Here is a 16,075-nt window from a genome sequence, read left to right as displayed (position 1 = left end):
GGCGCCGGCGCCAAGGTCTGGGTGTGACCAGCCTCGACGACGTCGCGGCCCTCGCCGCCGACGAGCACCACCTCGCGGTCGTCTCCACCCTGCGGGCCGACTCGACCATCCAGGCCTCGGTGGTCAACGCCGGGATCCTCGCCCATCCGGCGACCGGACAGCCGGCGCTGGCCTTCGTCACCTACGGCACCGGCCCCTCGGACCGATGGGCCCCGGCGACCACCGTGCCCTGGAGTGGCTCTGACCGGCGCGGCGGTGGCCCTACGCAGACGCGGACGCAGCGCCGGCGGCTCACCAGGGCGGTGAGGGTGGAGGACCAGGCCGCTCATGTGCGCCGGTCCCGACCTGCGCAGAGGCGTCGGAGGATTGCGTCGTGTCTGGCGGACCGCGCCCGTTCGCCCGAGCAAGCGCACGGAGCGGGTCGTGCAACGCGTTCGGGACCGGTCGACGTCGTGCCGCCGGGCGCAGCACACTACGCGGGGTTCCCTGCACCCGATACTCCCCGCGCCGCGATCCCTCAGGAGTGGACGATGCCGCGCTCGTACACCAGCTCCGTCATCGGTGCCGATCCCGACACCGTCTGGGACTTCCTCCGCGACTTCAACCGCACGCCGGACTTCGTCGACGCCATCACCGCGAGCGAGATCCTGGACGGGAAGCCCGCCGATCAGGTCGGCTGCGAGCGGAAGCTGACGCTGAACGACGGCTCGCTGGTGCGGGAGCGGCTGGTCGCTCTGAGCGATCTCGATCGCAGCTACACGTATCACCTGCTGGAGGGACCTTTCCCGTTCACCCGGTACTACTCGACCATCCGCGTCAGCCCCGTGACCCAGGGGGGCGCGAGCTTCGTCGAGTGGTGGAGCACGTACGACTGCGAACCCGAGGACGAGAAGGCCATGGACGACCTGCTGGCGGGCACCCTCTACGCAGGCGGCCTCGCGGCGGTGGAGGCCCGTCTCGGCTGAGCCGCCCGTCGTACCGAGCGGGCGTCGGCACGGTGGTCGACGGCAACGCCCTCCAGGTGGAGCACGTGCTCGTCCGAGGCCCTGGACGACGAAGCGGCCGAGGTCGTGCCGCGCAACGGGGTCCGGTCCATCACCTCGCCACCAGCGGGTCCGACGCCGTGGAGTGGTGACCGGCGCCCGCGGGGACGAGACCGCCGACCTGCAGGTCGGTCGGCTCGCTAGCCCTTGAGGTGGGCCACGTCGCTGACCATCGCGACGTGTTGCTGCATCGCCAGAGCGGCCGCTGCGGCGTCACGCGCCCGGATGGCGTCGGCGATCTTCCTGTGACCCCGGAGTGAGCTGGCGGGCCGGTCTGGCTGAGCCAGCGACGCTATCCGCGTCTCCCTGATCAGATCGCTGATCTCGACCATGAGCTTGGCCAGCAGCGGCGAGTGGCCGGCGGCTGTCACCGCGGCATGGAACCGTTCGTCCCCCTCGACGCCTCGTCCTCCGGAGGCGATGTCGCGCTCCATGCAGTCCAGGGCTTCCTCCATGGCGGCGAGATCGCTGTCGGTCCGCCGCTCGGCGGCGAGCGCGGCCAGCTTGGTCTCGAGCGCATCGCGCGCCTCGATGATCTCGGGCAACTGCTGGGCGTGCCGCCGCAGGGCGTTGACGACCTTGGTCGACCCGGCGGGCTCGACGAGGACGACACCGTCGCCGTGCCGCACCGAGACCACGCCGACGACCTCCATCGCCACCAGCGCCTGGCTCAGGGTCGCCCGGCTGACACCGAGTTTGGCGGCGAGCTCCCGCTCCGGCGGCAGACGGGCACCGACCTCGAGGCCGTTCTCGGCGATCCAGGCCTCGATCTCGCTCACGACCTGCTCGTACAGGCGCGGCCGGGCAACCGGCCGGAAGGTGCCGCCCCCAGACATGACACCAGTCTATTGACAGGTGTCCCGATGTGCTATTGGCTCAGCCACTGAGCCACCGTGTGAGGGGTGCCACAGTCAGCGGCCATGCCCCCGGGCTCCCTCCAGTCCCGACCCAAGGACCGCACATGTCACCGGAGTTGGTCTCGATCCTCGCGCTCGTGGCGTTGTTCGTCGTCGGCACCGTTCTGCCGATCAACATGGGCGCGCTCGGTTTCGTCGCCGCCTGGGGCGTGGGGATGTACGCCCTGGGCCTCGACGAACGGGAGATCGTCGACGGCATCAACGGCGATCTCATCCTCACTCTCGTCGGCGTCACCTACCTGTTCGCCATCGCCCGCAACAACGGGACCGTCGACCTGATCGTGCGGGGGGCCGTGCGCGCGGTCGGCGGCCGGGTGGCGCTGATCCCCTGGGTCATGTTCGCCGTGACCGCCGTGCTCACCGCGATCGGCGCCGCCAGCCCGGCGGCCTGCGCGATCGTCGGCCCGATGCGCTCGGGTTCGCCGGCCGCTACTCCATCAGCCCGCTGGTGATGGGCATGCTCGTCGTCCACGGTGCCCAGGCGGGCGGGTTCTCCCCGATCAGCATCTACGGGGTCATCACCAACTCCGTCATGGCCGAGAACGACCTGCCCGTCAACGAGGGAGCGATCTTCCTCTCCAGCCTGCTCGTCAACCTGGCCATCGCCATCGCGCTCTTCCTCGCGCTCGGCGGCCGCCAGTTGGCGTCCCGCCGCATCGGCTCGGAGGAACCCGGCGACGGCAAGCAGCCCGGAGTCGGCGACGTCGTCCCGGCCGGCGCGTCCGGGGGTGGCGCTCCGGCGGCGGCCCCGAGCGGGGGCACGGTCACCGAGACCCGCGGTGACACGACGGTCGCCCGCGGGCGTCTCGCAGACCAGGTCATCACGCTCGTCGCGTTCGCCGCCGTCGCGTTCGTCGCGCTCGCGTTCGATCGCAACATCGGGTTCGCCACGATCACCGCCGCGGTCATCCTGACCGCCCTGTTCCCCAAGGAGCAGAAGGGCGCCATCAAGCAGATCGCGTGGCCGACCGTGCTGCTGGTCGCGGGCGTCAGCTGCTTCGCGGCGATCCTCAGTGCCGCCGGCGCGCCCGAGGCGGTGGGCACCTGGGCAGCCGGTCTGGGCACCGTTCTCATCGGCGCGCTCGTCCTCTGCTACGTCGGCGGCATCACCTCGGCGTTCGCCTCGTCGACGGCACTGCTGCCCATCATCGTCCCGATCGCGATCCCGCTGATCGCCACCGGCGAGGTCAGCGCCGTCGCCGTCGTCGCCGCCCTCGCCGTGTCCTCGACGATCGTCGACGTCAGCCCCTTCTCCACGAACGGGGCGCTCATGGTCGCCAACCGGCCGGACACCATCACCGAGGAGAAGTACTACAAGCAGGTCCTCTACTACAGCGTCCTCGTGACGCTCGCGGGACCACTCCTCGTCTGGGCCGTGCTCGCGGTTCCCGGCTGGCTCTGAGGAGGTGCACACCATGACCGGCACTGCACCCGGGACGCTCCCCGGCACGCTCGTCGCGGACCTCTCCCGAGCCCTCGCCGGCCCCCACGCCACCATGCTGCTCCGCAGCAACCCCGAGCCCCGCAACGTGCTGCGTGGCTTCGAGACGTTCGGCGTAGCGCGCCGGTCCCAACGGCGTCCACCTGCACCCCTGAGGCACTCCGCGGCGAGCTCCCTGCTGGCGGCCGACGCACACCGAGGTCGTCCACGAGCACCTGGGCCACGTGGTGCTACGCCATCAGGGCCGACACCGACGGGCACGTCGGTCCGGATCAACTCTGCGAGGCCGCTGACCGGCTCGACGAGGCGCTCCGGTGGTGACCGTTGCCGTAGGCGGTTCGCCGGCATGCGGGGTCGTACGACCTGCGCAGGTCAGACGGCCGGTTCAGCCAGTGGCTGATGTCGGTGCCGCCGACACGAGCGGTGGCGCTGCTCGACCGGCTGCGGATGTCCCACGAGGCCGCCACCGCCCGGGTCACCGCCCTGCGTGAGCAGCTCACCCTCACCGAGGGCCTTGCCGACGTCCTCGCCGACCACCTGCACCGCGGGGGCTGTCGTGGGATGGGTGCTCAAGCAGCCTGACCGGGTGGGATGAGCACCAGCTTTCCGACGTGCTCCTTCGTCAGGAAGGCCTCCTGCGCAGAAGCGATCTCCGCCAGGGGGTACGTGCGCGAGACGACCGGGCGCACCTCGCCGCGTTCGACGTACTCGATCAGGTTCTCGAAGACCTCGTCCTCCTGGAACGTGCAGCCGAAGAGCGAGAGGTCCTCGAGGTACAGCGTTCGCAGGTCGATCTCCGCGATCGGCCCTCCGATGGCGCCCGAGACGGCGTACCGACCGCCTGGCCGCAGGAGGTCCAACAACTGCGCGCAGCGGGGGCCGCCGACGACGTCGATCACCACGTCGACGGTCGCCCTGCCGAGGTCGTCGACCAGGTCCGCGTCCCGGTCGACGGTCCGATCAGCGCCCTGTGCGATCACGTCGGCGGCCTTCGACGCCGAGCAGACCGCAACGACCGTCGCGCCCCGGCGCTTGGCGAGCTGGACCGCGGCGAGGCCCACTCCCCCCGAGGCGCCGGTCACCAGCACCCGCTCCGACGCCACCGCGGCCCGGTGGAGCATGTTCTCCGCAGTGGAGTAGGCGCACGGCAGCGCAGCGAGTTCCTCGTCGCTCCAGTCACTGCGGACGGCGTACGTCTCGCGAGCGGGAGCCACCGTGAACTGCGCGAACCCGCCGTCACACTCGCTGCCGAAGGTCCAGCACTCGAACGGCCGGTAGCCGACCGGCGTGCGGAGCATGGTGCGAACGAGGACCCGTTCGCCGATGCGGTCGCGGGAGACCCCCTCCCCCACGTCGACGATGCGACCACAGACGTCCCCACCCTGGATCCGCGGGAACTCGAGCGCCGTCCCCGCCCACGTGGCGTCGACGCTCTCGACGGCGTCGAAGCCCGCTGCCCCGCCTTCTCCGGTCCCGGAGGTGATGGCCTTCGAGTACCACCCGATCCGCGTGTTCACGTCCGTGTTGTTGATCCCGGCTGCGGCGACCTGGATGAGCACCTCACCCCTCCCGGGGTGGGGAACGGGTACGTCCGTCCGGTACTCGAGCTTCTCCAGCCCGCCGTGTCCGGTGAGCAGAACGGCGGCCATCGTCTGCGGCAACGACAAGTGAGCTGCTCCATCCTCAGATCGCGCTGCACAGGCGGAAGGAGTCGAGCACGGCCGCGTGGATGTTGCGGCTGCTCACCGCATCGCCCACGCGGTAGATGCTGAACCGGCCGTCCTCGTTGTGGGTCGGCGACTGGGGCGACAGCGCCAACAGCTCCTTCGTGTCGATCTCGCCGCAGTTGATCGAAGCGTCGACGAGTGCGTCGTAGAGGTCGGTCACGGGCAGCGTTCCGTGCTCGATGACGATCGTGTCGGCGTACCGCTCGATCGACCGCCGAGCACCGTCCACGGCGAACGTCGCCTTGAGCCGTCCGTCGGATCGTTCGACACGGATCAGGCGGTGGGCCGGCGTCATCGTCACGCCGTGCTCGGCGAGCATCTGCAGGTAGCCGGCCATCGTCAGCGCACCGACGTCGGGTGAGATGGTCCGCTCCGGGGTGACCAGTTCGACCGAGGCCGCGGCGGGCGCGATGACCTCGATGGCGTCGAGCGCCTGGTGCCCTCCGTGGTCGTCGTAGACGAGCACGTCGCCGGTGGGCTTGACCGCTCCCGACATGACGTCCCAGGAGTCGATCGCGAGGTCGCTGCCCTCGGCGACCTCGACGTCGGGCAGGCCACCGGTCGCGACCACGATGACGTCGAAGTCCCCGTCGGCGAGCTCGCCCGGCTCCACGAGGTGGTTGAGCTCCAGGTGGACACCGAGCCGCTTGCACTCCTCGATCCGCCAGTCGACGATCCCGATCAGGTCACGCCGCCGCGGGGACTTCGCCGCGAGGGCGATCTGGCCGCCCAGACTCGGGTTCGCCTCGAAGAGGACGACCTCGTGTCCCCGTTCGGCGAGCGTTCTCGCGGCTTCCAGTCCCGCGGGCCCCCCGCCGACGACGGCGGCCCTCTTCCGCTGGGCCGCCTTGCGGACGGTGTGCGGGAGGCGCAGCTCCCGGCCGGTCGAGGGGTTGTGGGCGCAGTAGGCCGCACCGGAGCTGTAGATGCCGTCGATGCACATGTTGGCGCCCACGCACGGACGGATGCGGTCCACCTGTCGGGCGGCGACCTTGTTCGGCAGATGAGGGTCCGCGATCAGCGCCCGGGTCATCCCGACCAGGTCCACGAGTCCCTCGGTGACGGCGTACCGCGCCGTCGCCACGTCGCCGATCTTGGCGGCGTGCATCACCGGGACGTCGACGTTCTGCTTCACCCAGCCGGTGAACGCGAGGTGCGGCGCCGCCGGCGTGCCCATCGGCGGGATCACCTGTGCCAACTCGGCGTCGGTGTCGATGAACCCCTTGATCACGCTGAAGAAGTCGATGCCCGCGTCGGTCAGTGCGTGCGCGATCCGCAGGGCCTCGTCGGTCCGGAGGCCGTCGCTGCGTCCCTCGTCGAAGGTCATGCGGACGCCGACCACGAACTGCTCACCGACGGCGGCGCGGATGGCACGGACGACCTGGAGCGGGAAGCGCATCCGGTTCTCGAAGGATCCTCCGTACTCGTCCTCGCGGCGGTTCCGGGCCGGGGTCCAGAAGGCGTCCAACAGGTGCCCGTACGCCATGAGCTCGATGCCGTCCAGTCCTCCCTCCTTGCAGCGCACGGCCGCGTCGGCGAAGTCCCGGACGATGCGGTCGAGATCCCATCGGTCCGCCGGCCGCGTGAACGCCCGGTGCGCCGACTCCCGGAGGGCGCTGACCGACATAGCCGGCAGCCAGTCGTGGGTGTAGTTGCTCGTCCGGTGGCCGAGGTGGGTCAGCTGGGTCATGACCGCAGCGCCGTGCTCGTGGACCTCGTCCGCGAGACGACGCAGCAGCGGGACCGCTTCGTCCTTGAACAGCTGCAGGTTGCCGAATGCCGGTGCGCTCTCCGGACTGACGATGGCGCTGCCGCCGATCATTGTGAGCCCGACCCCGCCTCGCGCCTTCTCGACGTGGTAGGCCCGGTACCGGTCCCCCGGGAGCCCGTCCTCGCTGTACGCGGGCTCGTGGGAGGTGCTGACGATCCGGTTGCGCAGCGCGACGCCCTTGAGCGTGAAGGGACTCATCAACGGGTCTGCGGATTGCACGGGTGCCTCCAGGAGCAACGGCGGCCGATGGCGTCTCCCCGACCTCCTCCTCCGCGCTTCCTGCCTCGTCGGAGCAGTCGGCACGGTCGCGACGTCGACGGCCCCTCGACCAGTCCCTGCTCGGTGGACGGTGCCCATCGCAGGGGCTGCCAGCGGCCCTCGGTCGCGTCGGGAGGAAAGAGTGCAGCGGTGTCCGCCGGTCCGGTAGTACCGCGCCCGGACTCGTACCGGGCGTGAGTCGGTGAGTTACACTATGCACTCCACGCTCGAGGAGTCAGGTGAGCGATCCGCAGCTCGAGGACCTCTCGCGGGACGTCGACGAGGCGGTACGTCTGCGCGCACGACTGGTGCAGGACGTGCTGTCGCTCGGGCCTGCGCGCGCCGCCCGGGAACACGGCGTCACCAGGCAGACGGCCGCCAAGTGGGCTCAGCGCTACCGCCTAGGCGGGGCGGCGCAGCTGAGCCGGCCCGCCCACCGACGCCGGACGACGGAGGAGTTGCGGCACGCCGCCCTCACTGCGCCGCTCTGGATGCCCACCACCAAGTGGTCCAGTCGCTCGATCGCTGACGCCCTCGGCGTCAGCCAGTCCTTCGTGGCGCGCGCCTGGGAGGCCATGCGGTCCGGTACCGCGCTCAGCGATGACCTGACCGCCGCGACGACCGGGCGTCAGCCGGTCGTCCTCGGCCTCCTGGTGACGTCGCAGTACGCCGTCCTGGCCGTTCAGCTGACGCCCGCTCCCCGGCGGGAGGACCCTGCTCCACCAGCACGCGTCGACCCGGCGGTGCAACGGTCACTGCGTGCGGTCCTGGCCTCCGATCTGGTCCGCCCCGAGGTCCCGGCGATCTCCGCTGCCGACACGAGTCCGTTCTGGGACGAGGTGGTTGACGCTGCCGACCCGGACGCGACCCTGATGGCCCTCGCGTCCGCCGAGGCGCCCGTGCCGGCCGAGGTGTCGGTTCGGAGGGTGTGCCGGGATCTCGGCGAGTGGCTGTCCCTCTTCCCGCTCCTCGTCGACTGGGGGGCGCTCCTCTCCCCCGCTTCGGCACTGCAGCTGGAGAACGACCTGCGCGCGTGGGCGCGAGCGCCCCGCCGTGCGTTCACCTGGGTGCGTCCCACACCCCGGGCGGGAGGAGGCCGCGGACCCGCGACCCGATCCGCGGCGCGTCACCTGGGACCGGAACGAGCTCTCGCCGACGAGATCGTCCTGACGATCCGCCAGGGCATCGCGGAAGGCCGGCTCGCCGGTGGTGACCGCGTCACCGAACGCTTCCTGGCGGGTCGGTTGCGGACGTCGCGGGCTCAGGTCAGGACGGCGATGGGACTCCTGGAGAGGGACGGCCTGCTCACGATCACGACGGGGCATGCGGCGGTGGTCCCCGTGCTGACGACGAACGACGTCGTCGAGACGTACGCCGCTCGGCGCGCGCTGGGAGCCCTGGTGATCCGAGCCGCCGTCCGGTGGTCTCCGCAGGAGCGACAGTCGGTCGCGGAGTCGCTGGACGCGCTGGAACAGTGCGCCGCGACCGGCGACGTCCACCGGACAGGCGAGGCGGACATCGCCTTCCAGAACACCCTCGCCGAGGCCTCGGGCCTGGTCCGCATCGCACCCATGCTGGAGGTCCTGGCGGACCACCTGCGCATGTTCATCGCCGTGATGGGGCTGGACTACGCGTATCCGATCGACGCGATCCTGCATGATGATCGCGCCATCTTCGAGGCGATCGACTCCGGGAACGGTGAGGTCGCGGTGGAACGCTGGCGCGTCAAGATCGACGACGCCGCCACCTACATGATCGGACAGCTCGAGGCCACCAGATCGCGGCCGACCAGGAGGTCGTGAGCAGTCGAGGACGACCCGGGCGACTGTCACCGCATCGGTGCGCGGAGGCGCCGAGACCTCCGCACGCCTCGACCGGCTGACCGTTGACAGTGGTCCAGCTCACACTGTTTCGTACGGCGCGACGGAAGCGCTCTGCGGAACGGAAGGTGTCTCATGAGCCCCGACGACCCCGATCACCGGATGCCCGCCCGAGCGGCCGACGGCGACATGACGGTCGAGGAGACGGTCGTCGTCACCGAGCGCTTCGTCCACGCCGCGCCCGATGACGACCGGATGCACCCGCGAGCCGCCGACGTGGACCAGCCGGTCGACAGGACCGTCTTCATCGCCGGCCTCGCCCTGACCCTGGCGTTCGTGCTGTGGGGGGTGATCTCACCGAGCTCGTTGGCCACCGTGGCCTCGACGGTCCTGGCGAAGATGATCGACGCCACCGGCTGGGTGTACGTGCTCGTGACCGTCGGCTTCGTCGCGCTCATGCTGCTGCTCGCCCTCTCGCGCTACGGGCGGATCCGGTTGGGCCGCGACGACGAGCGCCCGGAGTTCAGCACCGTCTCCTGGATCTCCATGATGTTCGCGACCGGCATGGGCATCGGGCTGATCTTCTGGGGCGTCGCCGAGCCGCTGTCGCACCTGCTCACCCCGCCGCTGGACCTCGCCGAGCCCGCGACGCCCGAGTCCGCCGAACTCGGCATGGAGTACACGATCTTCCACTGGGGGCTGCACCCGTGGGCGCTGTACGGCGTCGTCGGGCTGGCCCTGGCCTATGCCACGTTCCGCAAGGGTCTGCCCAACCTGCTCAGCTCCATCGTGTTCCCGCGGAAGGACCCGTCGCACCCTGCCCGCCGGGCCGTTGACATCTTCGGTCTGTTCATCACCACCTTCGGGGCGGCCACGTCCCTGGGGCTGGGCGCCCTCCAGATCAACAGCGGGCTGACGCGGGTGTTCGACGCCCCCCAGAGCAACACGGTGTCGATCGTGGTGATCGTCGTGCTGACCGCCCTGTTCGTGGTGTCCGCGGTCAGCGGGACCGAGCGGGGCGTCAAGTGGATGGCGAACATCAACGCCGGGTTGGCCGTCGGGGTGCTGGTGTTCGTGTTCGCCTTCGGGCCCACGATCTTCCTGATGAACACCCTCGTCGAGTCCTTCGGCGGCTACCTGGCCCAGTTCGTGCCCATGTCGTTCCGCACGGGCGCCGCCGGTGGCCGCGAGTGGCTCGCCGGCTGGACGATCTTCTACTGGGCGTGGTGGATGTCGTGGGCGCCGTTCGTGGGCACCTTCATGGCGCGGATCTCCCGAGGGCGGACCATCCGCGAGTTCGTGATCTGCGTGTTGATCGTCCCGACGCTCGTCAGCACCATCTGGTTCGTCGTGATGGGGGGGACCGCCATCCGGTTCCAGCTGACCGGGGTCACCGACATGGCCGGCTCGCTGGCCACGGGTGTCGAGAACACCCTGTTCACGATGCTCGACGCGATGCCGCTCTCGACCATCACCGCGGTGCTCGTCGTCGTCCTGATCATGCTGTTCTACGTCGCCGGAGCGGACGCGGCGTCCCTGGTGCTCGGGATGCTGTCCCAGGGCGGCTCGCTCCACCCCCGGACCTGGCTGGTGGTGACGTGGGGATCGATGATCGGCGCGGTCGCGATCGCTCTGCTGCTCGCCGGTGGACTGGACGCGATCCAGACCACGGTCATCGTGTTCGGCGTCCCGTTCCTGGTCGTCATGCTCGGGGTCTGCTACAGCCTGCTCAAGCAACTGCGCGCTGAGCCGGTCGTCGCCACGGTCCCGCCTGGTGTCCGAACGGTGGTCACGGAGATGCGTTCGAACACGGTCCAGCAGCAGGACCCGACCCAGCCGCCCCCGGCCGGCCCCGAGAACGGTGCCGCCGCTCCCACCCGCGAACCGACGGCGTCACGAACACCGCTCTGACGAGTGCAGCCACCGGTGCGCATCGACAGGGCCGCACCTCGTCCTGTCCGGCTGGGCGATCACGGCGCGGCCCGCTCGGCTGCACCGCCGCCGGCTGGGAGCCAGTGGTCGGCGCACCACCCCGCGCAGCCCTCCGGCCAGAGCGGTGCCTGACCGAGTGGGCCCCTGCCGAGCACCTGCTGTGGAGAGCCGCTCATGACCAGTACACCGGGCGCGTCGTCAGGCCGGGCCACCCGACCCAGGTACGACGTGCCGCGGTCGGTCGCGCCGGCCCGGACCAGCGAGGCACAGCCGGAGGTGGACACCGCGCTGGTCCGCGGGGCCGTCGAACACGGGCTCGTCCGCACCCGCGACGCGCTGCGCCGCCACGACCTGGCAGCCGCACTGCTCGTGGATCCCGTCAACATCCGATACGTGTCCGGCACCTCCACCATGCCGGTCTGGACGATGCACGTGGTCGACCGCTACGTGCTGGTGCCGGCCGAGGGTGAGCCGATCCTGTGGGAGTACGCGTCGGCACCAGCCGAGCTGGTGTCTCCCCATCCGCACCTGGAGACGCGGACGGCGATCAGCTGGTCGGTCTTCGGGTCTGCGGAACGCGCCTCGGGCCGGGCCGAGCGGTTCGCGGCGGAGGTGACCGACGTGCTGCAGGAGCGCGGGATCCGGGACGCCCGGATCGGGGTGGACAGACTCGACGCGTACGGGTTCCTGGCCCTCCAGGCGGCCGGTCTGCACCTCGAACCGGTGCAGCTGGCGATCGAACAGGCGCGGGCCACGAAGGGAGCGGCGGAGATCGAGCTGATCCGCCGATCGGTTCGCGCCTGCGACGCGGCGATCACCCACCTGCACCAGGCCCTCCGGCCGGGCATGACCGAGAACGAGGCGTGGGCGTTGTTCACCGGCCGAGCGTTCGCCCTGGGGGGCGAGTACGTCGAGGCGCGTCTGCTGTCGTCCGGACCGCGGACGAACCCCTGGTTCCGCGAGGCCAGCGATCGCCGCATCAAGTCCGGCGACCTGGTCTCCTTCGACACCGACCTCATCGGTCCGGCCGGCTACCTCGCAGACGTGTCCCGCACGTACCTCGTCGACTGCACGAAGCCCACCGCTCGGCAGCAGAGGTTGTACGCGGATGCCGAGGCCTTCCTCGAGGAGATCATCAGTGAGTTGAAGCCGGGAGCGGCCTTCGACGAGGTGGGCGAACGACTCAGCAGTCGCCTTCCTCGTGCCTATCACCCGCAGCGGTATCCGTTCATCGCCCACGGCAGCGGGCTGAGCGACGAGTACCCGGTCCTCGTCTTCGAGGACCACCACGCCGGCCAGATCGAGGCCGGGATGGTGTTCAGCGTCGAGGCGTACGTGGGGGTCGAAGGAGAGGCCGAGGGGCTGAAGCTGGAGGAGCAGGTCCTCGTGACGGAGGGCGGCGTGGAGGTGCTCAGCCACGCACCGCACGACGAGCACCTGTCCGACGCGTGACCGGCTCCCCGCGCTGTTGACTCACCTCGAGACAGCGTGCTACCACTCACCTAGTGGACACGCCCATCCACTGGGTGGTGGCCACGGCGCCGGTTGGTCGAGCAGGTCGACGCCGCACCAGCACCGCGATCAGCGAGCACGTCCCCTCCACCCAGGAGACGCACCATGACCATGCAGCTGGAGCGCCCCACCGGACACGACCTGGTCGACCTGGTGGAGCGTCGTGTGCCCGGGTACAGCCTGGAGGCGCCCTTCTACACCAGCCAGGAGGTCTTCGACCTGGACGTGAGCGCGATCTTCGCCAGGCACTGGCTCTTCGCGGCCACAGAGGCGGAACTCCCCGAACCGGGCGACTTCGTCACCGTCGCGGTGGGCAGCTACTCCGTCATCATCGTCCGGGACGACGACGAAGAGCTGCGCGCCTTCCACAACGTGTGCCGGCACCGGGGATCGCGGCTGCTCGACGAGCCGCGGGGCAGCGTGGGGAACCTCGTCTGCCCCTACCACCACTGGACCTACGGCGTCGACGGTCGACTGATGCACGCCGACAACCAGCCGGCCTCGTTCGACCGCAGCTGCTTCAGCCTCAGGCCGGTCCAGGTGCGCAGCATCGGCGGTCTGGTGTTCCTGTGCCTCGCCGATGACCCACCGGCCGACTTCGACGAGGTCGCCGCGCGCATCGAGCCCTTCCTGGCCCCGTACGGCCTGCGCCAGGCGAAGGTCGCCCACCAGGTCGACATCGTCGAGGTCGGCAACTGGAAGCTCGTCATGGAGAACAACCGCGAGTGCTACCACTGCGACGGCCACCCCGAGCTGGTGAGCGCCTACTTCCCCCTGTTCGGCTACACCGCCGAGGACGTCCCGCCGCGGCTACGGGCGGCCTTCCAGCGCTACGACGAGGCCGCCGCCGCGCTCCGGTCGGCGTGCGTCCGGCAGGGCTTCCCCATCGAGGGAGCTCGGGAACTCGACACACGCGCCACGGGGTTCCAGCTCTCCCACGCGCCGCTCGACGGTGCCGGCAAGTCGTTCAACACGAACGGCGAGTCGGTGTGCAGCAGGCTGATGGGTTCCATGACCACGGACCGGTTCGGTGACCTGTCCCTGCACATGCAGCCGAACTCGTGGTTCCACGTGCTGGCCGACCACGCGGTGGTGTTCTCCGTGCTGCCGCTCGCCCCGGACCGGACCCTCCTGCGGACGACCTGGCTGGTCCACCCGGACGCGGTGGCGGGCCTGGACTACGACGTGGCCACCCTGACCAGGGTCTGGCAGGCGACGAACCAGCAGGACGGGACCCTGGTGGCCCGCACCCAGAAGGGCGTCGAGGACCCCGGCTACCGGCCGGGCCCGTACTCGACGGTCGAAGGGGACGTCGATGCCTTCGTCACCTGGTACGTCTCCCGGCTGGCCGCTCACCTGTCCCGCTAGGGACACATCGACGGTCGAGGCCGCAGAACCGCAGAGGTGGGACATGGACGAGACGGAAGGCCCGACGAGGCCATCGGCGCTGCCGAGCCGAGGACCTCGTGGCCGCACGAAGACCGGTGACGAGGGAGCCAAGCTCAACCAGTCGGTCAGGAAGGCGATCACCCTCCTCCGCGCGACCGCCGACGACCACAGGGCGAACGTCTCCTCGCTGGCCCGGGCTGCCGGGCTCCCGCGTGCCACGGCGCTCCGGATGATCCAGACGCTGGAACAGGAGGGCTTCCTGCTCCGGGTCGCCGGTGACGACCGGGTGCTCCTGGGGCCGGAGCTGCTGCGCCTGGCCCGGAACACCGACGAAGGGCTCCTCCTGCTGGAGGCAGCTCGCCCGGTCATCGCCGACCTGGTGGCCGCGGTCAGGGAGACCGGGACGCTGAGCGTGGTGGCTCCCGACGGAGGCCTGGACCTGGTGCACCAGGTCGACGCACCCCACCACCTGCGACCGGGATCCTGGGTCGGACAGCGGTTCCCGCTGCACGCCAGCGCGAGCGGGAAGGTGCTGCTCGCCACGTTCGACGACGAGCAGCTCGAGCGCTTCCTCCGCGAGCCGCTCGTGCGTCTCACCCCCTCGACGATCACCACGGCCGACGAGCTGCGCATCGACCTCGGCCGCGTCCGCGAGCGAGGGCACGCCCTCTCCACGGACGAGGCAGAAGAAGGCCTGTCGGGCGTCGCGACGGGCATCTACGGGCAGGTCGGCGAGCTCGTCGGCGTGCTCACCGTCAGCGGCCCCACGCAGCGACTCGATGGGCGCCGGGCGCGACGAGCGGCCGACCACCTGACGCGCGCGGCCGACCGCATCGAGTCAGCTCTCCATCAGAGGCGGGAGCGCGCTCGGGCCCTCTGACCCGACGCCGTGCGGCCTCTGCCACGCAGCGGCCCGACCCGGGCCTGCGCCCGACCCCGCCCACCCAGCCCATCGCCGGCCGACACGCCCGGCACCCGAGCCAGCACGTCGAGAGGCTTTCCGATGACCGCGCCCCCCAGCCCCGTGGCGGTACTGGATGCAGGTCCGCCGGCGCCGTCCCCCGCTGGTGGGCACGTCGGTCTGACGGCCCACCCGTCCGTGCTCCCTGTCTGGGGAGAGACGGACAACTCCACGCTGGTGTGCCGGCAGGTCCTCGACGTCACCCACGACGTCAAGACATTCCTGTTCCAGTCCGAGGACCCCGCGCTGTTCCACTACGACCCCGGCCAGTTCATCACCCTGCGACTGCAGATCGGCGGCCGCGCTGTCGACCGGTGCTACACGATCTCCACGCCACCGACGCGGCCCCATCTGATCGGGATCACGGTCAAACGACAGCCCGGAGGGCTCGTCTCCAACTGGCTGCACGACACCATGGGGCCTGGCCAGCGCGTCTCGGCGGACGGACCGTTCGGGCTCTTCTCGCCCGCCCGCCATCCGGCAGGCAAGTACCTGTTCCTGTCGGCAGGCAGCGGCGTCACCCCGCTCATGTCCATGACGCGCACGCTGTACGACCTCGGCTCGGACACCGACGTCCTGTTCGTGCACAGTGCGCGGACGCCGTCCGACATCATCTTCCAGCGTGAGCTCGACGTCATGGCGAGCACGGCACCCACCATCCGCGTCGCCCACGTCTGCGAACGGGACTCCCCTCGGGAGCCGTGGGTCGGACTGCGGGGCTTCCTGAGCGGCGAGATGCTGCGTGTGCTCGCGCCCGACCTCCACGAGCGCGAGGTGTTCTGCTGCGGACCCACCCCGTACATGGCCGCGGTCCGCCGGATGCTCGTCGCGGCAGGCTTCGACATGGCGCGTCACCACGAGGAGTCCTTCTCCTTCGAAGACCTCACGGTCGAGGTGCCCCCGGCCCGCGTGGACGCCGCCTGTGCGGACGAGTCCCAGCCGCCGAGCGCCGAAGCGCAGGCTGTCGCCTACTCCGTCGAGTTCGTCCGCAGCGGTCGCACGTTCCGCTGCCGCGCCGACGAGAACGTCCTGGACGCCGCGTACGAGGCTGGGTTGACCCCTCCCTCGTCCTGCGGCCAGGGCATGTGTGGCACCTGTAAGACGACCGTGCTCTCCGGCACCGTGGACATGCAGCACCAGGGCGGCATCCGGCCGCGTGAGATCGCGCAGAACAAGCTGCTCATCTGCTGCTCGAAGCCGCTCAGCGACCTGCGGATCGACGCCTGACTCGCCCGTGCAGGTGGGTCGACCGGCCCGGCGCAGGCCCCCCGGCACGACGGCGGCCTCGGGTTCGCCGTCCGCGG

At 70.6% G+C, this 16,075-nt stretch carries 12 protein-coding genes and 1 pseudogene; 10 read left to right on the top strand and 3 right to left on the bottom strand.

Features of this window, described 5'->3' with window-relative positions; genetic code table 11:
- Window positions 1-23: 23 nt before the first annotated feature.
- Window positions 24-965 (top strand): SRPBCC family protein, encoded by a 942-nt coding sequence (locus ACI79G_RS10170; RefSeq protein WP_456881002.1) that lies wholly within the window; start codon window positions 24-26, stop codon window positions 963-965.
- 218 nt (window positions 966-1,183) lie between these two features.
- On the opposite strand, the gene ACI79G_RS10165 is transcribed toward ACI79G_RS10170, so the two are convergent.
- Window positions 1,184-1,879, bottom strand: coding sequence for a FadR/GntR family transcriptional regulator (locus ACI79G_RS10165; protein WP_456881001.1), 696 nt, complete (start codon window positions 1,877-1,879; stop codon window positions 1,184-1,186).
- Between the two features lie 125 nt (window positions 1,880-2,004).
- Here ACI79G_RS10165 and ACI79G_RS10160 point away from each other — a divergent pair.
- From ACI79G_RS10160 to ACI79G_RS10150, 3 genes and pseudogenes are all read left to right on the top strand, one after another.
- Window positions 2,005-2,390, top strand: a pseudogene (locus ACI79G_RS10160) (SLC13 family permease); the annotation flags it as partial.
- Window positions 2,391-2,417: 27 nt separating this feature from the next.
- Window positions 2,418-3,362 carry an SLC13 family permease gene (locus ACI79G_RS10155; RefSeq protein WP_456881060.1) on the top strand — a complete coding sequence of 315 codons (945 nt, stop codon included), beginning with the start codon at window positions 2,418-2,420 and terminating at the stop codon, window positions 3,360-3,362.
- Between the two features lie 438 nt (window positions 3,363-3,800).
- The gene (locus ACI79G_RS10150) at window positions 3,801-3,983 is read left to right on the top strand and encodes a hypothetical protein (protein WP_456881000.1); all 183 of its coding nucleotides are present in this window, start codon (window positions 3,801-3,803) and stop codon (window positions 3,981-3,983) included.
- On the opposite strand, the gene ACI79G_RS10145 is transcribed toward ACI79G_RS10150, so the two are convergent.
- The gene (locus tag ACI79G_RS10145; protein WP_456880999.1) at window positions 3,971-5,068 is read right to left on the bottom strand and encodes an alcohol dehydrogenase family protein; all 1,098 of its coding nucleotides are present in this window, start codon (window positions 5,066-5,068) and stop codon (window positions 3,971-3,973) included. The genes ACI79G_RS10150 and ACI79G_RS10145 overlap by 13 nt on opposite strands.
- A 16-nt stretch (window positions 5,069-5,084) precedes the next feature.
- On the bottom strand, window positions 5,085-7,118 hold the full coding sequence (locus ACI79G_RS10140; protein ID WP_456880998.1) for an oxidoreductase: 2,034 nt from the start codon (window positions 7,116-7,118) through the stop codon (window positions 5,085-5,087).
- A 278-nt stretch (window positions 7,119-7,396) separates the two neighbouring features.
- Between ACI79G_RS10140 and ACI79G_RS10135 the strand changes: the two genes are divergently transcribed.
- The 6 genes from ACI79G_RS10135 to ACI79G_RS10110 all read left to right on the top strand — a co-directional run bounded on the left by ACI79G_RS10135 (window position 7,397) and on the right by ACI79G_RS10110 (window position 15,998).
- Window positions 7,397-8,959 carry an FCD domain-containing protein gene (locus tag ACI79G_RS10135; RefSeq protein ID WP_456880997.1) on the top strand — a complete coding sequence of 521 codons (1,563 nt, stop codon included), beginning with the start codon at window positions 7,397-7,399 and terminating at the stop codon, window positions 8,957-8,959.
- Between the two features lie 153 nt (window positions 8,960-9,112).
- Window positions 9,113-10,888 (top strand): BCCT family transporter, encoded by a 1,776-nt coding sequence (locus ACI79G_RS10130; protein ID WP_456880996.1) that lies wholly within the window; start codon window positions 9,113-9,115, stop codon window positions 10,886-10,888.
- 195 nt (window positions 10,889-11,083) lie between these two features.
- Complete coding sequence (locus ACI79G_RS10125; RefSeq protein WP_456880995.1) at window positions 11,084-12,361, top strand: M24 family metallopeptidase; 1,278 nt, start codon at window positions 11,084-11,086, stop codon at window positions 12,359-12,361.
- 165 nt (window positions 12,362-12,526) lie between these two features.
- The gene (locus ACI79G_RS10120; RefSeq protein ID WP_456880994.1) at window positions 12,527-13,789 is read left to right on the top strand and encodes an aromatic ring-hydroxylating oxygenase subunit alpha; all 1,263 of its coding nucleotides are present in this window, start codon (window positions 12,527-12,529) and stop codon (window positions 13,787-13,789) included.
- Window positions 13,790-13,832: 43 nt separating this feature from the next.
- Window positions 13,833-14,690: an IclR family transcriptional regulator gene (locus ACI79G_RS10115; RefSeq protein WP_456880993.1), complete on the top strand. Its 858-nt coding sequence runs from the start codon at window positions 13,833-13,835 to the stop codon at window positions 14,688-14,690.
- 123 nt (window positions 14,691-14,813) lie between these two features.
- The gene (locus tag ACI79G_RS10110; protein ID WP_456880992.1) at window positions 14,814-15,998 is read left to right on the top strand and encodes a 2Fe-2S iron-sulfur cluster-binding protein; all 1,185 of its coding nucleotides are present in this window, start codon (window positions 14,814-14,816) and stop codon (window positions 15,996-15,998) included.
- Window positions 15,999-16,075 lie beyond the last annotated feature (77 nt).

The organism is Geodermatophilus sp. SYSU D00779, assembly GCF_054050595.1.
The sequence above is the reverse complement of the archived record's forward strand: the minus strand, read 5'-3'. Positions and strand labels throughout refer to the sequence as shown.

Bases quoted from the DNA above. Each gene is read 5' to 3' on its own strand.
- ACI79G_RS10165 (WP_456881001.1), bottom strand. From the start codon at position 1,879: ATGTCTGGGGGCGGCACCTTCCGGCCGGTTGCCCGGCCGCGCCTGTAC.
- ACI79G_RS10155 (WP_456881060.1), top strand. From the start codon at position 2,418: ATGCTCGTCGTCCACGGTGCCCAGGCGGGCGGGTTCTCCCCGATCAGC.
- ACI79G_RS10150 (WP_456881000.1), top strand. From the start codon at position 3,801: ATGTCGGTGCCGCCGACACGAGCGGTGGCGCTGCTCGACCGGCTGCGG.
- ACI79G_RS10130 (WP_456880996.1), top strand. From the start codon at position 9,113: ATGAGCCCCGACGACCCCGATCACCGGATGCCCGCCCGAGCGGCCGAC.
- ACI79G_RS10125 (WP_456880995.1), top strand. From the start codon at position 11,084: ATGACCAGTACACCGGGCGCGTCGTCAGGCCGGGCCACCCGACCCAGG.
- ACI79G_RS10120 (WP_456880994.1), top strand. From the start codon at position 12,527: ATGACCATGCAGCTGGAGCGCCCCACCGGACACGACCTGGTCGACCTG.
- ACI79G_RS10115 (WP_456880993.1), top strand. From the start codon at position 13,833: ATGGACGAGACGGAAGGCCCGACGAGGCCATCGGCGCTGCCGAGCCGA.
- ACI79G_RS10110 (WP_456880992.1), top strand. From the start codon at position 14,814: ATGACCGCGCCCCCCAGCCCCGTGGCGGTACTGGATGCAGGTCCGCCG.